15 protein-coding genes are annotated in these 16,784 nt (G+C 64.9%); 7 read left to right on the forward strand and 8 right to left on the reverse strand.

All coding sequences use genetic code 11. The features are described from left to right. Window positions 1–401: 401 nt before the first annotated feature. On the forward strand, window positions 402–728 hold the full coding sequence (locus ACVWW6_RS27710; protein WP_028171858.1) for a hypothetical protein: 327 nt from the start codon (window positions 402–404) through the stop codon (window positions 726–728). A gap of 59 nt (window positions 729–787) precedes the next feature. Here the strand turns inward: ACVWW6_RS27710 and ACVWW6_RS27715 are convergent, their stop codons facing one another. Next, window positions 788–1,612, reverse strand: a complete 825-nt coding sequence (locus tag ACVWW6_RS27715) for a lytic murein transglycosylase (protein ID WP_011087492.1) — start codon at window positions 1,610–1,612, stop codon at window positions 788–790. Window positions 1,613–1,743: 131 nt separating this feature from the next. Beyond that, window positions 1,744–2,652 carry a DUF2189 domain-containing protein gene (locus ACVWW6_RS27720; RefSeq protein WP_456681715.1) on the reverse strand — a complete coding sequence of 303 codons (909 nt, stop codon included), beginning with the start codon at window positions 2,650–2,652 and terminating at the stop codon, window positions 1,744–1,746. 333 nt (window positions 2,653–2,985) lie between these two features. On the opposite strand from ACVWW6_RS27720, the gene ACVWW6_RS27725 reads away from it, so the two are divergent. Next, window positions 2,986–3,387 (forward strand): DUF3597 domain-containing protein, encoded by a 402-nt coding sequence (locus ACVWW6_RS27725; RefSeq protein WP_028171860.1) that lies wholly within the window; start codon window positions 2,986–2,988, stop codon window positions 3,385–3,387. A gap of 52 nt (window positions 3,388–3,439) precedes the next feature. Here the strand turns inward: ACVWW6_RS27725 and ACVWW6_RS27730 are convergent, their stop codons facing one another. Then, on the reverse strand, window positions 3,440–3,715 hold the full coding sequence (locus ACVWW6_RS27730) for a GNAT family N-acetyltransferase (RefSeq protein ID WP_456681716.1): 276 nt from the start codon (window positions 3,713–3,715) through the stop codon (window positions 3,440–3,442). A gap of 104 nt (window positions 3,716–3,819) precedes the next feature. Here ACVWW6_RS27730 and ACVWW6_RS27735 point away from each other — a divergent pair, with 104 nt between their 5' ends. Further along, window positions 3,820–4,755, forward strand: coding sequence for a tetratricopeptide repeat protein (locus ACVWW6_RS27735; RefSeq protein ID WP_456681717.1), 936 nt, complete (start codon window positions 3,820–3,822; stop codon window positions 4,753–4,755). Window positions 4,756–4,949: 194 nt separating this feature from the next. Continuing rightward, the gene (locus ACVWW6_RS27740; RefSeq protein WP_038967269.1) at window positions 4,950–5,348 is read left to right on the forward strand and encodes an SPW repeat protein; all 399 of its coding nucleotides are present in this window, start codon (window positions 4,950–4,952) and stop codon (window positions 5,346–5,348) included. A 49-nt stretch (window positions 5,349–5,397) separates the two neighbouring features. Here ACVWW6_RS27740 and ACVWW6_RS27745 read toward each other — a convergent pair whose 3' ends face one another. From ACVWW6_RS27745 to ACVWW6_RS27765, 5 genes are all read right to left on the reverse strand, one after another. Continuing rightward, window positions 5,398–5,673, reverse strand: coding sequence for a GNAT family N-acetyltransferase (locus ACVWW6_RS27745; RefSeq protein WP_028171864.1), 276 nt, complete (start codon window positions 5,671–5,673; stop codon window positions 5,398–5,400). A gap of 11 nt (window positions 5,674–5,684) precedes the next feature. After that, window positions 5,685–6,200, reverse strand: coding sequence for a DUF3828 domain-containing protein (locus ACVWW6_RS27750; RefSeq protein WP_456681718.1), 516 nt, complete (start codon window positions 6,198–6,200; stop codon window positions 5,685–5,687). 137 nt (window positions 6,201–6,337) lie between these two features. Then, on the reverse strand, window positions 6,338–7,189 hold the full coding sequence (locus tag ACVWW6_RS27755) for an outer membrane protein (RefSeq protein ID WP_456681719.1): 852 nt from the start codon (window positions 7,187–7,189) through the stop codon (window positions 6,338–6,340). Window positions 7,190–7,298: 109 nt separating this feature from the next. Further along, window positions 7,299–12,875 (reverse strand): tail fiber protein, encoded by a 5,577-nt coding sequence (locus tag ACVWW6_RS27760; protein ID WP_456681720.1) that lies wholly within the window; start codon window positions 12,873–12,875, stop codon window positions 7,299–7,301. A gap of 360 nt (window positions 12,876–13,235) precedes the next feature. After that, window positions 13,236–13,709 carry a hypothetical protein gene (locus ACVWW6_RS27765; protein ID WP_246740254.1) on the reverse strand — a complete coding sequence of 158 codons (474 nt, stop codon included), beginning with the start codon at window positions 13,707–13,709 and terminating at the stop codon, window positions 13,236–13,238. On the opposite strand from ACVWW6_RS27765, the gene ACVWW6_RS27770 reads away from it, so the two are divergent. The 3 genes from ACVWW6_RS27770 to ACVWW6_RS27780 all read left to right on the forward strand — a co-directional run bounded on the left by ACVWW6_RS27770 (window position 13,696) and on the right by ACVWW6_RS27780 (window position 16,776). Next, window positions 13,696–14,193, forward strand: coding sequence for a hypothetical protein (locus ACVWW6_RS27770; protein ID WP_456681721.1), 498 nt, complete (start codon window positions 13,696–13,698; stop codon window positions 14,191–14,193). The two genes, ACVWW6_RS27765 and ACVWW6_RS27770, sit on opposite strands and share 14 nt — an antisense overlap. A 105-nt stretch (window positions 14,194–14,298) precedes the next feature. Next, window positions 14,299–15,906, forward strand: coding sequence for an acyl-CoA synthetase (locus tag ACVWW6_RS27775; protein ID WP_456681722.1), 1,608 nt, complete (start codon window positions 14,299–14,301; stop codon window positions 15,904–15,906). Between the two features lie 9 nt (window positions 15,907–15,915). Further along, window positions 15,916–16,776, forward strand: coding sequence for a PCC domain-containing protein (locus ACVWW6_RS27780; RefSeq protein ID WP_456681723.1), 861 nt, complete (start codon window positions 15,916–15,918; stop codon window positions 16,774–16,776). Window positions 16,777–16,784 lie beyond the last annotated feature (8 nt).

Raw genomic sequence — 16,784 nt, forward strand, 5'->3', positions numbered from 1 at the left:
GTGACCAGCAAGGCGATGCGGCAGCTTGTAAGCCCAAGTCCGCATGCGCGAATCGCATGAAGCGAGATGATGTAGAAATGAATAAATATTCATATCATTTGTGAATTACGCCGGCCTGACGGAGTCCGCCGACGCCGGGGGATGGGAGCGGCGATTCGCTAGATCCTGCCCCACTGGAGCCGCCGAACGGCTTGCGGCGAAGCCGGATATCGAGCGCCGGTCGCCCGGGAGCCGAGCGCGTTCGTCGTTGATGCGGTGTATACACGCCAAGGGTGTGTGCGCTTGATTACAAGGTTGTAATGAAAATCAGAATTTCCGCATGCGGCTCTGCGCGGCGCGCAACATCACGCAATTCTCGCGGGGAATTTATTGCGGCAAGTTGCCGCGTCGGCAGCAAAGTCGTGTCGCAGATTCCGGCAATGTCGCTGGGTCTGTCCCAAGAAGAAGAGAAGGAAAGTAACATCATGACGAAGTTACTCGGGGTTATCGCCATTGCCGCCGTCGCGTTCGCCGTCGCGCCGGCCCAGGCCGCCAAGCACGCCATGGGCGGCTGCAGCGGATCCAATCTGGAGAAGACGGAGACCGCGATCGAGAACATGGCCGACGGCGACAGCAAGTTCGTCGCGCAGAAGGAGATCGCGGCGGCGCAGGACTCACTGCTCAACGGCAAAATGGGTGCGTGCGGCGCGCATCTGAACAAGGCGATGCACGCCACCATGGGCAAGTAAACGCTTCAAGAGAGGGCCGGTCGCCGGGCGATCGGCCCTACGCTTTTATGCAGGGGATCTTAAGGGGCGCGCGCGAGCTGGGTGGCGAAATAGGCGACGGTCTTGGAATAGACCTCGCTCTTGTTCCACTGCTGTAGTACCGCGAAATTCGGGCTTCCCGGCTGCCAATCCTTGCCACGCTGCCAGCCATAACCGGCGAGGTAATTGGCGGTGGAGGCGAGCACGTCGGGCGCGTTGTGCAGGAGATCGCGCTTGCCGTTGCCGTCGAAATCGACGGCGTATTTCATCCAGGACGAGGGCATGAACTGGGTCTGGCCGAGTTCGCCCGCCCAGGCGCCCTTCATGTCGGCGGGTGCAAGATCGCCGCGCTGGACGATGCGCAGCGCATCCATCAGCTCGCCGCGGAACTGCTCGGCGCGCCGGCAGTCATAGGCCAGCGTCGCCAGCGAGCGGATGGTTGCGAACTTGCCGGTGTTGACGCCGAAATCGGTCTCCAGACCCCAGATCGCGACCAGCACCTCTCCTGGCACGCCGTAGGTCTGCTCGATGCGGGACAGCACCGAGCCGTACTGCTTCATCATGTTGGAACCGCGCGTCATGCGCGGCGGCACCATGCGGCCGGAAAACTCCTCGAAGGTCTGGGTGAAGACCTTTTGCGAGCGGTCGCGGTTGAGCACGCTCTGATCGAGCGTCACGCCGGCGAGCCCGGCGGCAATGGCCTGCTGTGAGATGCCTTTGGCCGCGGCGTCGGTCTTGAAGTCAGCAAGCCATGCGTCGAAATTGCCCGAGCCGCAGGCAACGGCGGCGAGCGCTGGCTGGGCGGAGAGGATTGACGTGGTGAGGGCTAAGGCTGCGAGAGCGAGACGAGAAATCGTCGGGGTCATCAGATGAAATGGATTCCGTGAAGTGATCTGACCGGCGAGGTGCAATCTCGGTCGGAACCGCGGCCAAAGCAAGGCGCATGACGGGGGCCGGTCCCGCCCGGAGCCGGGCAGGACCGGATGTCACGAGATCGTTAGGCGTCTGTCCGATTCCGCCACGGGAAGAGGTTGGCGGGGAAGTCGGCGGCGGGCTTGCGCGGACGATGCGGCGGAGGCGGCACAGGCCGGGCACCAGGATCGGACACGATCACCTTGCGGTAGAGATGCCAGGTGGCATGGCCCAGCAGGGGGATCACCACGGCGAGCCCCAGGAACGCCGGGATCGTGCCGAGCGCCAACAACACCGCCACGATCAGGCCCCAGGCCGCCATCGGCACCGGGTTTTTTGCGACAACGCGCAGCGAGGTGACCATGGCATCGAACGCGCCGGCATGGCGGTCGAGCATCAGGGGGAACGACACGGCGCTGATGCAGAGCGCCGCGAGCGCGAACACGAATCCGGTGCCGCAGCCGACCACGATCAGCCACCAGCCCTGCCGGGTCGTCAGCACGCGCGTAATGAAGTCCGAGATCCCGGTCACGCCCTCATAGCCGAAGGCTGCGACATAAATCGCCTGTGCGGTTGCAACCCAGGTCACGAACAGGGCGAGCAGCAATGTGCCAAGACCGAGCATGGCCCCGAACGAAGGCGAGCGCAGCACCTCCATGGCATCCCAGGCGCTGGCCTCTTCATGGCGTTCGCGCCGGCTCGAGAGCTCGTAGAGACCCAAGGCAGCGAACGGCCCGATCAACGCGAAGCCCGCAGCCAGCGGAAACAACAGCGGCAGCACCGAATAGCCCATCACCACGCGGGCGAGCACGAGGCCCAGCACCGGGTAGATCACGCAGAGAATAATGGCGTGGCTCGGAACCGCCTTGAAATCCTCCCAGCCGCGCCTCAGCGCGTCATGCAGGTCGGACAGTTGGATCGTCCGGATGATTGGTCCCGCCGCATCAGCGGGCGGGGCCATTGTGGGGACATTGCCCTGGTAAAGTGTGGCCATGGTCGCTAGCTCCCTTGCCATGCGGCCGCATCCGGCGCCGGCAAACGGCGCAAGCGGCCGCTTTTCTTGGATGATCGCGATCCCAACCAAGCGCGAATTCCGGAAGGCATCGCGAGCTGAACAGAAACCGTACTCCCAATTCCGAGTCCTGTCCCTCACGCTTGGGTGAGATTCGATGCCGCACCGCAACCTCGACGATGTCATCGGCCGTCATTTCGCCGCAGATAAGCTGATGCTGGTTGTCGGTTCGCATGATCCGCGGGCGCAACGCAGAAACTTCGTCTATAAGTGCCACTCAAGGCCCTTCCAACGGATCCTTTTCGGGGAGAAGACATGAGCATTTTCGGGAAAATCATGAGCGCGATCTTCGGTAGCCAACCGGCTTCCGCCGCGCCTGCCGGTGGCGCAGCGCCGGCCGGTGCCCCCGCAGGGGCCGCGCCGGGCGCATCGGCGCCGGCAGCCGCGCCCATGGCGTCCGTCGACGTCGCCGCCATCGTCGACAAGGCGGTCGCCGCGCACAAGGGCGAGAAGCTGGAATGGCGCACCTCGATCGTCGATCTCATGAAGGCGCTCGACATCGACTCGAGCCTCGCCGCGCGCAAGGATCTCGCCCGGGAGCTCGGCTACAGCGGCGACACCAACGATTCCGCGAGCATGAACGTCTGGCTGCACAAGCAGGTGATGTCCAAGCTCGCTGCCAATGGCGGCAAGCTGCCGCCTGAGATCAAGCACTGACCGATCGCTCGGACGCAGCCAAGGGCCCGCGAGATCGCGGGCCCATTTGCGTTCAGGCAACGAGGTCCGCGTCCTCCGGATGCTTGTCGAGATAGTCGACGACGAAGCCGCAGCCGGCGATCACCTTGCTGCCGTCGCGGCGGATCAGATCCAGCGCGCCCTTGACCAGCTCGGAGGCGATGCCGCGGCCGCGCAGCGCGCGCGGCGTCTCGGTATGGGTGATGATCACCGCCGACGGCGTCAGCCGGTAATTGGCGAAGGCGATGTCACTGCCGACATCGAGCTCGAAGCGGCTCCTGTCTTTGTTGTCGCGTACCGATGCCGCCATGCGTAATCCTTCCGAAGCGATGTCTGCGCTCTGATCTAGGCGCCTGAACCCGCCCTTGCCAAGGTGCGACCAAGGGAGGTTGCCGCAGGGGAGATACCCGGAAAATGCGCGTCCCGCTCAGCATCATGGCGTTGCTCGCTGCGCTCGCCTCGACGGCGCCAGCGCCGGCGTCGGCCGAAGGCGGTCCGGCCTGGGACGCCTGCGTCGGATTGACGAGCACGCCGGACGAACGGGTCGCGGCCTGCTCGAGCGTCATTGACACGAAGAGCGAGACCGGCCGCAGGCTCGCCGGCGCCTATTGCAACCGCGGCCATGGCCTCACCGAGAAACGCGAGCTCGATGCCGCGCTGTCCGATCTCGACGAGGCGGTCAGGCTCGATCCGGCCTACGCCTGCGCCTACAACAACCGCGGCCGCGTCTACAGCTTCAAGCGCGACTATGATCGCGCCATCGCCGATTACGACGAGGCTATCAAGCTCGATCCGTCGCGGGCGCTCGCCTACAGCAATCGCGGCGAGTCGCGCTTCAACAAGGGCGACCTCGACGGTGCCATTGCGGATTTTGACGCGGCGATCAAGCGCGATCCCAACTATGCCACCGCCTACGCCAATCGGGGCTTCGTCTACGCCCGCAAGCACGACACGGCGCATGCGCTCGCCGACTACACCATGCGGATCAAGCTTGCGCCCGATCTGCTCGCCTATATCGACCGCGGCAACGTGTATCGCGACAACGAGCAGCTCGACCGCGCCGCCGCCGACTATGGCGAGGCGATCCGCATCGCTCCGACAGATGCGCGCGGCTGGCGCAATCGCGGCATGATCCGTCTCTTCCAGGGCGACAACAAGGGCGGCCTCGCCGACTACGACAAGGCGCTGCAATACGATCCGTCCGACGTGTTCTCATGGAACAACCGCGGGCAGGCCCGCTTGCGGCTCGGCGACAAGCAGGGCGCGATTGCAGATTTCCGGAAGGCGCTGGAGTTGCGGCCCGGACTGCCCGTCGCGCATGATGCACTGCGAAAGCTTGGGGCGCTGTAGCCGGTGTGAATTCTTGACCCGTTGGACGTCACGTGGCGACCGCAAAAAATCCTCAGTGTCGCTCTTGCAAGTTCCACCGCGGTTCCCACGTCCTTGAGAGGACATACGCCCGAATGCGGCCGGCACGGTCGCTAGACATTCGGAGTGTCGTGATCGCCAGCCGCAGACGTATGCCTCTTTTGCAGGAGGTTACGATGTCGGACTTTGGTTTCTTGAATACTCATCGAACATGGGAAGACTGGTGCGGGATGCTGCTCGGTGCGCTGATCGCTGCGTCGCCGTGGTTCCCAATCCAGGATAGCTCGGGGATTGCCGGACACGACACGATGGTCCTGAACACGGTCGCAGTCGGCCTCGTCGTATTTGGCCTCAGCCAGCTCGAATATGTCGCCTTGCAGCGCTGGCAGGAGGTGGCGACCATCCTGGTCGGGCTGTGGCTCATTGTCTCGCCCCTGGTGCTTGGCTATTCCGGCGAAGGTTTTCTCCGGATCTACCACACCAGTCTGGGCGCAGTGGCGGTGATCCTCGGCGTACTCCAGTTGTGGCAGGACTGGGACATGAGTGACCAGGATTTGCTGAAGCATGGGCAATAGGCTGCGGATTTCGGCAGGCCCGCCGCGCGATCGGTGGGCCTGCGCTCGCTCATCTCTTCACCAGATCCGCATAGTCCGGGTGCTTCTCGATCCACGCCTTCACGAACGGGCATTGCGGGATCAGCTTCAAGCCGGCGGCGCGGACCTGATCGAGCGCGCCTTGCACTAGTTTCGAGCCGACGCCCTTGCCGCCCAGCTCCTTCGGTACGTCCGTGTGCTCGAACGTGATGACGTTGCCGTCGAGCTTGTAATGTTCGGTCGCAAGATATCCCTCCACCTCCAGCTCGAAACGGTGATGGGCCTTGTTGTCGATGACGTCGCTCATGTCGTCTCCGGTCAGCTCTTCAGCGAGTCTGTCAGCATCTTGCGGATCGACCAGGCTTCGCCGTCGGAGGAGCCCTTGATGTCGTCGATCCGCCAGCTCCCAACCTCGCGCACGAAGTCGTAACGCACGATCAGGTCGGCGGGTTTGCGGTCGTTGCGGTGTCCGGTGATGGTCACCGCAAGTATCGCCTTGTCGGCCTCCATCTTCTCGGCGTCAACCTTGAACGACTTCACGTCAGGTTCCTGCGAGTTGGTGACGGGATCGAAATCGACCGGTCCGACGTCGCCCTTGCGCGTATGCGCATCGGCCTTGGCCCACAGCGCGACCAGGGCCTTGGAGAGATATTTGGCCTTGGCCGCCTTGTTCTCGATGACGAAGGCACCGCCGCCATCGCCCTTGCCCTTGGCGGCGCGGGTGTAGATCGCAGTCAGAATAGCGAGCGGTTCACTGGTTGCGGGAGCCTGGGCGAGGGCGGGGCCGACGCCGGCGAGGAGGACAGTAGCGATGAGGCTGCGACGGGTGAGCATGGAGTGTCCTGGTTGGGGTGCGCACGTCAGCAGAGCTTGATTGCGCCCGGCAGGTTCAAACGCGAAGGCCGATCAGAGTGGCTCTGATCGGCCTCGGCCATGCGTGCACGGGGTCGGCGGACCCCGGGGCGTCTTGATCAGTATTTGGCGACGACGGGGCCGGCCGAGAAATGATAGTTGACGCCGACCCGGGCGATCTGCTCGCGGAACGGGGTCGATGTCGTGAACACGATGGCCGGAACGGTGGAGGAGGCGACGTTCAGCGTCCGCCGGCCAAGGTCGACGTAGAGGTACTCGGCCTTGAAGCTCCAGTTCGGCGCGAACATCACTTCGGTGCCGGCGCCGGCGGTCCAGCCGGTGCTCGTCCCCGAGGAGGCGCCGCTGGCGCAGATGGTCGCGCCCACGATGCATCCGCCGGTCACGTCGGTGGTGCTGAACGAGGATTTGGTGCGGCCATAGGCGAAGCCGCCGGTGCCGTAGAGCAGCCATTGCGGCGCTACCAGCACGCCGACCCGGCCACGCACGGTGCCGAACCAGTCGATGCCCTTGCTGACCGTCGTCGAGGTGGCATCGAAGCCGACCGGTGCGAGCGCCTGGGTGGTCGTGCCCTTGACGTCCGCGCCCTGGAAGTCGGCCTCGACGCCGACCAGCCATTGCGGGGCGACCTGCCAATTGTAGCCGGCCTGGACGCCGCCGATCACGCCTTTCGCCGACGGCGACAGCGCGGTCGGAAATGAACCGGCCGCAACCAGCGCGGCGAGCGGGGCCGCCAGTGCCGGATCGGTCGACAGGACGGAAATACCCGTGGAGCCCGTGCTCCAATCGTAGCCGACATTGCCGCCGACATAGAAGCCATTCCAGGTCTGAACCGGGGCGATCGCCTTCACCGGCATTTTATAGGTCGGGGCAAGATCCGCGGCATGTGCCGTCCCCCAAGCCGCCCCGACAGCCACGATGCCCGCAAGCACAAGTTTCTCGAAATTTTTCATTGGCCCAATTCCCCGATTCCGACGTGGTTTTACGCTACATGGCGGCTGAACGCTGTGACCAATTGGCAACTTCGGGTCGGGATCGGAGCGCCTTCGGGCTGGATCGCACTCAAACCAGATGGAAATTGGCCGAGGTCAGGCTTGCCAACGCGGTGTTGGTGATGGTGACCACGTGAGTAGCGTCGAGCGTGAGCACAGTGTCCGCCCCAACCTGATGCAGGTCCGCGAAGACGTTGGCGAGACTTCCGAACTGCGATGCCTGCAGCTGAATGTCGTCCAGGGCCGTATGGAAGTTGTTGATGGTGTTGTGACCGAAATCGCCGGCGAACACGAACGTATCCCGGCCGTAATTGCCGGCAATCAGCGTGTCGCCGGGGCCGCCGATCAGGATCTCGTGGGCGTTGAAGGTCGAGGCGGCCGTGATGGTGGCGCCGCCGGCGCTGCCGTCGAGGACGGTATTGCCATAACCGGTGGTGGCGGATCCGCCGGCGGGAACGAACACGAAGTTCTGGTTGCCGCCGATCACCTGGACGGTCAGCGTCGATGTCGAGGGCGCCGCATGGCCGTTGCTCGCGGTGTAGGTGAAGTTGTCGTAGGCGACGCCGGTGACGCCGCCGCTGGCAGCGTAGGAATAGCTGCCGTCGGCATGCACCGTGAGGCTGCCATAGGCGCCTGCGATGCTGTGATCGACGGCGCCGGCGAGCCCGTTGACGGCGTTGACCACGACGTGATCGGCGGGGTTGGTGTCGGTGTCGTTGGCGAGCAGGCCGTGCGCGGCATCGGCGGTGACGGTCTGGCCGGCGACGACACGGTTGCTGTCTGCGTGCGCCGTGACGAGTGAATCGATCACGGCAAGTCCGGTGAATGTCGTGGCGATATTGCCGAGATTGGCGGCGTTGCCGGCGAAGTCGCCGATCGCTCCGCCGTGCAGATCTATGCCCGTGACCGCCAGCGCAGATGTGAGCGTGTCGCCGGCTCCCACCGTGTAGTTGAACACGAGCTTGCTGGAATCATGCAAGGCCGCGGTCGCAGCCGCATCGAAGGTGGCGATGCCGTTATCGTTGAGCGAGAGGGTGGGCGCACCGCCCGACAAGGTCACGGCTTCGGCGAGGGCGACCGTGATCGTGACAGACTGGCCGGCTCCGACCGCGCCGCTCGCGGGCGATGCGCTGACGGCGACGATATCCGGCGCGTGCGTGTCGATCTGCAAGATCCCGGCGGGGTTGACGGTGCCGCCCGGCAAGGTGAGATCGTTTCCGGCGAGGTCGCGGATGGTCCCTGCATTGAGCAGGATCTGGTTGACCGAAAGATCGCTCGTGTTCTCACCCGCAGCCACGAGATAGCTGAAGGTCAGCGCGCTGCTGCCGCTGCCGCCCGCATAGGTCGCGACGCCGCCATCGTTGAGCTGCATGGTCGGCGTGCCGCCGGTCAGATCGACGTTGACCGCTTCGCTGAGATTGAGCGTCAGGATGACGCTATGGCCGGCGTTGAGATCGCCGCTGCCTGCGACGATGCCCGCGCCCGAGGTCGCGATCGACATCACCGTCGGCGCGATCGAATCCACCCGAACGCCGGCGGTCGAGCCGACATTGTTCACCGTGAGCACGGCGGCGTTGCCGACCGCGTCCTTGATCGTGCCGCCATTGAGAACGATCGCACTGCCGAGCGCGACGCCATTGGCATCGCTCTCGCCGGCAGCCACTGTGTAGCGGAAGGTCAGCGAGGAGGCGCTGCCTTGGCCGACATATTGGGCTTCGACGAGGCCACCGGTGTCGAGCATGATCGCGACTTCCGGGGTGCCCGTCACCGACACCGCCTCGCTGAAATTGACCGTGAAGTCGAGATTCTGACCGGCGACGTAGGTACCGTTCGCGGGCACGCTCACCGACGTCACGGCCGGGGCCGTATGCTGAACGGTGTAGACGTCGCCGCCGGTGAATCCGTTCGCCACGGCGTTGCCGGCGGCATCGGCAATGCCGGTGCCTGAAGCGTTCAGGTCGAGGCGCAGCGTGCCGTCGCCGGTCACGCCGTTGACGGTCACGGTATAGACGTTGCCGCTGACGGGCGTCACGACGATGCCGGTGTCGGTGACACTGCCGGTGCGGGTCGCCGTGAAGTCGCTCGCATCGACGCCGGTGACGTCTTCCGAGAACGTCACCGTGAACTGATCGCTTCCGGCATTGTTCGGGTTCGAGCCGTTCGCGACGATCGACGAAACGCTCGGAGCGGTATGTCGAATGGTGTAGACGTCGCCGCTCGAGAAGCCCGCGCTGGCGCCATTGCCGGCAGTGTCGGTGACGCCGCTCGAGCCGCTCTTGAAATCGAGGCGCACGGTGCCGTCGCCGGTGACGCCGCCGACAGTCACCGTGTAGGTCTTCCCGTCGGCGGAGGTGATCTGGCTGATGCCGGTGGTGGAGAGGGCGATACCACCCGGTGTGTTGGTCGTGGTCAGGGTGAAATCGGTGGCGGTCAGGCCGCTGACGCTCTCCGAGAAGGTCACCGTGAACTGTTCGGTGCCGGCGTTGTTCGGGCTGGCGCCCGACGCGGCAATCGACGTCACGGCCGGAGCGGTGTGATCGATCGTGTAGGTCTGTCCGGTGAAGCCGGCAAATATGGCATTGCCGGCGCGATCGGCGATGCCGGTGCCGGACGCGTTGAGCTTGAGGCCGAGCGTGCCATCGCCCGTGACGCCGGTGACCGTCACCGTATAGACGCTGCCGCTGAAGGGCAGCACGACCATCCCGCCATATGAGACGGAACCGCCGGTGACGATAGTGAAGTCACTCGCGTCGACCGCGCTCACGATTTCGGAGAAGGTGACGGTGAAGGTATCGCTGGTCGCGTTGCTCGGATTGCTGCCGGCGGTATTGATCGACGAGACCACAGGTGCGGCGGTGTCGATCGTCAGGTGCAGGTCGGTGGCTGTGCCGGCCAGCACGGCATCGTTGCCCGAGCCGTCCTTGATGGTGCCGCCGTTCAGGAGAAGGTTCTGCACCTGCAGATCACTGCTGCTGTCGCCGGCCTGCACCGTGTAGCTGAACGTCAGCGCGGTGCCGCCGCTGCCGCCTTGATAGGTCGCGATCACATTGTCGCTGAGCTGGAGCTCTGGCGCGCCGGTGACATTCACCGGGTCGGTGAAGGCCACCGTAATGGTGACGACCTTGCCGGCATTGAGATCGGTCGCATTGCCCGTAGTCGCCGCCGTGACCGAGCTGACGAGCGGAACGTGGAGCAGATTGACCGTGCTGGTCGCGGTGTTGCTGGTCCCGTTGCTGGAGGAGCCGTCGGTCACGGTCCATTCGATGGTCCGGGAGCCGGGCGCGGTCGATCCGGGGGCGCTGAACGCGATCGATTCCAGCACGGTCTGGTAATGATCGAGCGTGTCGGTGCCGCTCAGCGTGAGCAGGCCGGTAGCGGCGTTGTAACTGCCGGTGATGTTGTTCTGGCTGATGAAGCTCAACGCATCGCCGCTGACGAAGCCGCTGGCAATCTTGATGGTCGCGCCGGTCAGATTGCCGCCACTGTCGGGGTCGGCGACGATCAACGTGCTGTCGAGCAGGGCTGCCGCACTGCCGACCGGATAGTTCAGGCTGGCACCTGCGGTGACGGTCGGCGCGGTATGGACGATGCCGAGCACGCTCGCCGTCAGAGGCACCTCGCTCGAGATGAGCGTTGTGGAGGCGGTGCCGTATTGCTCGCCGAGCTCGACCTGATTGCCCTGGGAGTTCGTGCCCACGCTCGCGACGGCGCGACCGGTCAGGTCCGGGAGGGCGAAGGTGGACTGGCCGTCGCCGCCATAGGTCGTTCCGATGAGCGCAAACAGGACCTGGTTCTGTGAGATCGACAGTAGCTGGCCCTGGCACTCGGCCCAGCCGTGCGCCAGCATATAGTCGAGGTCCGTGCCGTTTCCGGCGTAGGAAATGATCTCGCCGACCCATGGAGCGGAGTCCGAGTACGAGCCGCTCTGGGAGGGAAATATTCCTTCGAGAGAGATCAGATAGTGCAGAGCGATGGAAGGCTGGTAGTTGCTGAAGTCGGCTGAAGCCCCGACTGGATGGGGCAGGTTCGACGTCGAGAGCGTGGTCGTGTCCTGGCCGATGACCGTGCCAAGTTGGAAATCGCCGATCGAGTTCGTTCCGACCCCGATGATGGTGCGGCCGGTGAGGTCCGGCAGCGCGAACGTCGTGACACCATCGCCGCCATACGTCGTGCCGATGGCGTTATAGAGGTTCGGATAGTCGGCGATGTTCAGCACCTGGCCAGCCGCCAGCAGATATCCTGTCGGCGCAAAATTGCTGAGAAACGGGACAATTTCGCCGGCTACGTCGAGCCAGTTCGAGGCTGAGCTCGCGCCCGGTCCGCCGGTGTTGATGAGATAGTTGATGGTCAGCGAAGGCTGGTCGTTGGTGAAAGCCTGCCCCGCGCCGAAGCCCGAGGGCAAATTCTGGGTCCCCAGCGTGACCGTGTCCGTGCCGTAGTTGGCTCCGAGCGAAAAATTCGCGCTGTTCTCGGAGCCGACCGTGAGCTTGGCCTGGAGGTTGGGTAGCTCGAAGGTCGTCTGTCCGTTGCCGCCATAGGTCGTGCCGAACAGCGAGAACAGGGCGGTGTTCTGGGCGATCGACAGCAGCTGCCCGCTGGCAAGCGCCGTGTGGCTGGGAGCAAGGCTTCCGGCGAAGGTCCTGATGGACCCGAGATCGATGGTGCCGGGATCGGACGTGCCGTCTCCATGCGAGGGATAGGTGCCTTGAAGCGGGATCAGCTGGGTCAGCCCGAGTGAGGGCTGATCGTTGTCGATCGGGGATGCCGTGATGTTCGTGTTCGTCCCGTCCGACACCTGCCAGGTAATATCGCGAACCTGGTGCGTGCCGCCGTCGGTCGGATCGCCGTTCCCCGAAAAACTGTAGGTGATCGAGCGCAGCGCATCCTGATAGTCGGCGACCGTATCGCTCCCGCTCAGGGTGAGGATGCCGTGCGCGGCGTCGTAGCTGCCGTGAATGTTGTTCTGGTCCGTGAAGTTCAGCGTGTCGCCTGCGACGAAGCCGACGAGACTCACCACGGCCGATGAGAGTGTTGAGGAGGCGCTGTCCGTTACGATCAGGTTCGGTGCGATGGACACGGCGGCGCCACCGCCGTGGAACGTCGCTGACGTGCCGGGGGTCAGGCCGATGATGCCGAGCGTCGTGCTGAAATTTGCAAGCGCCTGCTCCGCGAAGGGCGCGCTAACGGCAGCCGCTGCCGGGGTGGTCGAGACGTCGAGCGTCCAGCTTGCGGGATCGGCATTGCCGATCACATGCGTCGCCGCGTCGACGGTGACGCCGCCGGCATAGGCGGAGAGGTCGGAGATGAACTGGCTTCCGGTCGCGCCCGCGGCCGTGTCGCAGGCATAGAGGGCGAGAGCTCCGTCGGATGCGAGCGAGGCGCCGATCGCGGAGAGTGCGGCGGCATCGTTCGCGAGGTCCGCGTCGTGGATGACGGATGAGCCGATCTCAATCTCGCCCGGAGCGCCGTGACCGACGATCGAGATCGACGCGAGCCCGGTCAGGCCGTTGTTCTTGAGGATGGTTGCGATCTGGGCGAAGCCGTCGCTGGCGCCGTTGAGGACAAAGGCCTGTTCGTCCGGGGCCAGCCCGTCCAGCAAGGCATCGATGTCGGAAACGCGGGAATCAATGAAAACAACTCTTCCCATACTCACCACATTCCACGCCGAAACGGCGCATATCCACCCGGGAGCCAGCCGCCGGGCCAGCCAAACAAATGCATTAAGCAGCGATTAACTAGCGTGAAGCTTGCGCCGGAACAAGCCTGCGCGCGGCACATGCAACCGGAGCGCGACCGCCGTCCTGCGAGGCAAATGTCGCGTTTTTCCGCGTTTTTTGGCGATAGTTGTTTGAAAACGAGACATCGCGCAGGGTGCAGCGCTTCGCCGTTCATCAATGGCGGTTGATCTTCGCGCATGATCGCGCCGACCGGCGCCGGTACGCGTGACCAGCCCGCTGCGCACTGGCCCCGGTGCGGCGGCTTCCCGGCGGCTTCAAACCGATGTCTGTCAGTCCGCGGCCTTGGCCACGCGCGTATCTTCGCTCGGCTGTTGGCGGACGCAGCCCTGGCAGATGACGAGGGCGCGGTTGACCCTGGCGTCCTGCTCGGCCTCGATACCGTCCTGCGCCTGCCACCATTCCTTCGAATAGGGCTGAAGTCCGGCTTGCGAACTGTTGCGCTCGGATACCGCGGCGGATCGCGTTGTTCGCGATGGCCCCGAGGCGGGGCGCTGCTGATTGGGATCTTCGCCCGCACCGTCCCAGGCAAAGCGGGCAGGCCTGAAGGCCGGATCGGAAGCGAGATGCGCCTGCGGCGCGACGGCACATCCGGCAAGCGCCAGCGACAACAGGAGGAAGGCGGGCGCTTTGACCATGATGCGGCACTCTGTACGCGAGAACTGGCTGAGGTTGCGCCGATCATGTTTAAAAATCCCTGAACGACTGCGGCATCGCCGACGACCAATGCGCATGCGCTGTTTCATCCTCCTGCTCGCTCTGCTCGTCACCGCTGCGCGCGCCGACGACGCAAGACCATTCAACCCGGCCGACTATCCAGCCGGTGTGCAGAAGGCGCTGCGCTACGCCAACGAGGAGTGCGACAGCCAGGACGGTGGCGCGGTAACCTTTGCGCCGGACACGGTGCGCCGGATCGACCTGACCGGTGACGGCCGCGACGACTACATAGTCGATTTCCGCGACACAAAATGCGGGGAGCGCGAGACCACTTATTGCGGAACCGGCGGCTGCGTCATGAACATCCTGGTGACGCTGCCGGATGGCAGCGTGCGCCCCGTGTTCGACGGCTATGTCCGCAGCTACAAGATCGTGACGTCGCCGGTGAAGCGCGGCGCCGCGTGCACCATCCGGTTCGATCTGCATGGCAGCTATTGCGGCGGTTTTGGCGCGCAGGCCTGCGTCAAGGAGAAGACGATCACGGCGACGCCGTTCGCGTTCAAGCAGCCGTAGAGCAGGTGCGCGGCCGGCGGCCTTGCGGGGGTGCGGGCGTTGGCGATAAATGGGCAGCAAGGAGCGGGCGGCTTGCGCGCCGTCCGCAGTCGAAGAGGAAGCCCCATGCAGCCCCTGCGCATGTCCCGCCGCGTCATGAATCTCGCTCACATGCTGACCCAGAATGCGCGGCGGCATGGATCGCGTCCCGGTTTCGTCTGGGGGGACAGGTCCTGGACCTGGCGCGAGATCGACGCCCAGGTCTCGGCACTGGCGGCGGCGCTCGCCGCGCGCGGCATCGCGAAGGGCGACCGCATCCTCGTCCATTCCAAGAATGGCGACGAGATGTTCTTCTCGATGTTCGCGGCGTTCAGGCTCGGTGCGGTCTGGGTGCCCACCAATTTCCGCCTGATGCCGGACGAGGTCTCCTACCTCGCCCAGGCCTCCGGCGCGAAGGCGTTTCTGTGCCACGTCGATTTTCCCGAGCACGCGGCGGCCGTGAGCGGCGGTGCGCTCGCGTTCACCTGGAGCATTGACGGCAAGGGCGCGTTCGGCGAGGCGTCGGTTGCAGATGCCATCGCATCGCATGCGGGGCACGCGGTCGAGAACGTCGCTGTCGAGCACGACGATCCCTGCTGGTTCTTCTTTACCTCCGGCACCACGGGCCGCTCCAAGGCCGCGGTGCTGACCCACGGCCAGATGGGCTTTGTCGTCACCAACCATCTCGCCGACCTGACGCCTGGCGTCACCGAGGACGACGCCTCGCTGGTGGTGGCGCCGCTCTCGCATGGCGCCGGCGTGCATCAGCTGGTGCAGACCGCGCGAGGTGTACGCACCGTGCTGCTGCCGACCGAGAAATTCGACATCGACGAGGCGTTCCGCCTGATCGAAAAGCATCGGGTCAGCAATCTCTTCACCGTGCCAACCATTCTGAAGATGATGGTCGAGCATCCCGCCGCCGACAAATACGATCACTCCTCTCTGCGCCACGTGATCTACGCCGGCGCGCCGATGTATCGCGAGGACCAGAAGGCCGCGCTGAAGAAGCTCGGCAAGGTCATCGTGCAGTATTTTGGATTGGGCGAGGTCACCGGCAACATCACCGTGCTGCCGGCGGCGCTGCACGACCCCGAGGACGGCCCGCATGCGAAGATCGGCACTTGCGGCTTCGAGCGCACCGGTATGCAGGTGTCGATCCAGGACGACGAGGGCCGCGAGCTCGGGTCGAACCAGAGCGGCGAGATCTGCGTGATCGGTCCTGCGGTGCTCGCCGGCTATTACGACAACCCCGAGGCCAATGCGAAGGCGTTCCGCAACGGCTGGTTCCGCACCGGCGATCTCGGCCACATGGACGAGGAGGGGTTCGTCTACATCACCGGCCGTGCTTCCGACATGTACATCTCCGGCGGCTCCAACATCTATCCGCGCGAGATCGAGGAGAAGATATTGACGCATCCCGCGGTCGGCGAGGTTGCCGTGCTCGGCGTGCCCGATGCGACCTGGGGCGAGGTCGGCGTGGCCGTCTGTGTTGCGCGCGAGGGTGCGACGGCCGTGACTGAAGCGGAGATGGCGGCGTTCCTGTCGCCAAAAGTGCCGCGCTACAAGATGCCGAAGCGGTTCTTCTTCTGGGAGGCGCTGCCGAAGTCCGGCTATGGCAAGGTGCCGAAGCGCATGGTGCGTGACGAGCTCGAGGCGCGCGGATTGCTCGACCTCGACAAGACGAAAACAGGCTGAGCGAGGGTCATGCGCAGCATCAAGCAGCTGGGCGCACCTGGCGCAGAACGCATCCAATGGGTGGAGGCGAGGGGACGCGCTTTCACGTTCATGCTTGAGGCAGGCGTGCCGCTGCTGGAAGCCGCACGCCGCGGCTTTGCGGCGGAAGGTTTTGCCGGCGGCGTGCTGAACTTCGGCCGCGGCACGCTCGGGCCGTTTGCCTATGTGATGCCGGCGCTGTCGAAGACCGGCGAGAACGCCGCGTTCTACAGCGAGACGTTCCGGCCCGAGGGCGTGACGCGCACGAAGCTCGGCCGCATGACGCTCGGCACGCGGGACGGCGCGCCGTTCTTTCATTGCCATGGGTTGTGGACCGAGGCAGACGGCAAGGCAAGCGGTGGCCACATGCTGCCGGACGAGACGATCGTGACTGAGCCGTTCGAGGTCGAGGCCTTCGGCCTCGACGGCGCGATGTTCACGGCCGAGCCCGATCCCGAGACCAATTTCAAGCTGTTCGGACCGGTTGCGGCTGCGAGCACTGGTGCGCGCACGACCAGCCGCGCCTTCGCGCTGCGGCTGCGCCCCAACCAGGACTTCGCTTTCTGCCTCGAAGGCTTTTGCCGCGAGCACGGCATTGCGCGCGCGAAGATTCATGGCGGCGTCGGCTCGACCATCGGCGCCCGCTTCACCCATGGCGGCGTGACCGAGCCGTTTGCGACGGAGCTTGCGGTGACTGCGGGGGCGATCGCACCGGGCCCTTCGGGTGCACTCGAAGCGGCGCTCGATGTCGCGCTGATCGACTACACCGGCGGCATCGCGGAGGGGCGTCTGATCCGTGGCGACAATCCCGTGCTGATGACCATGGAATTGGTGCTCGAGGTGTTGAGCTAATCTCGGCG

The sequence above is a fragment of the Bradyrhizobium sp. USDA 3311 genome, from assembly GCF_054062495.1.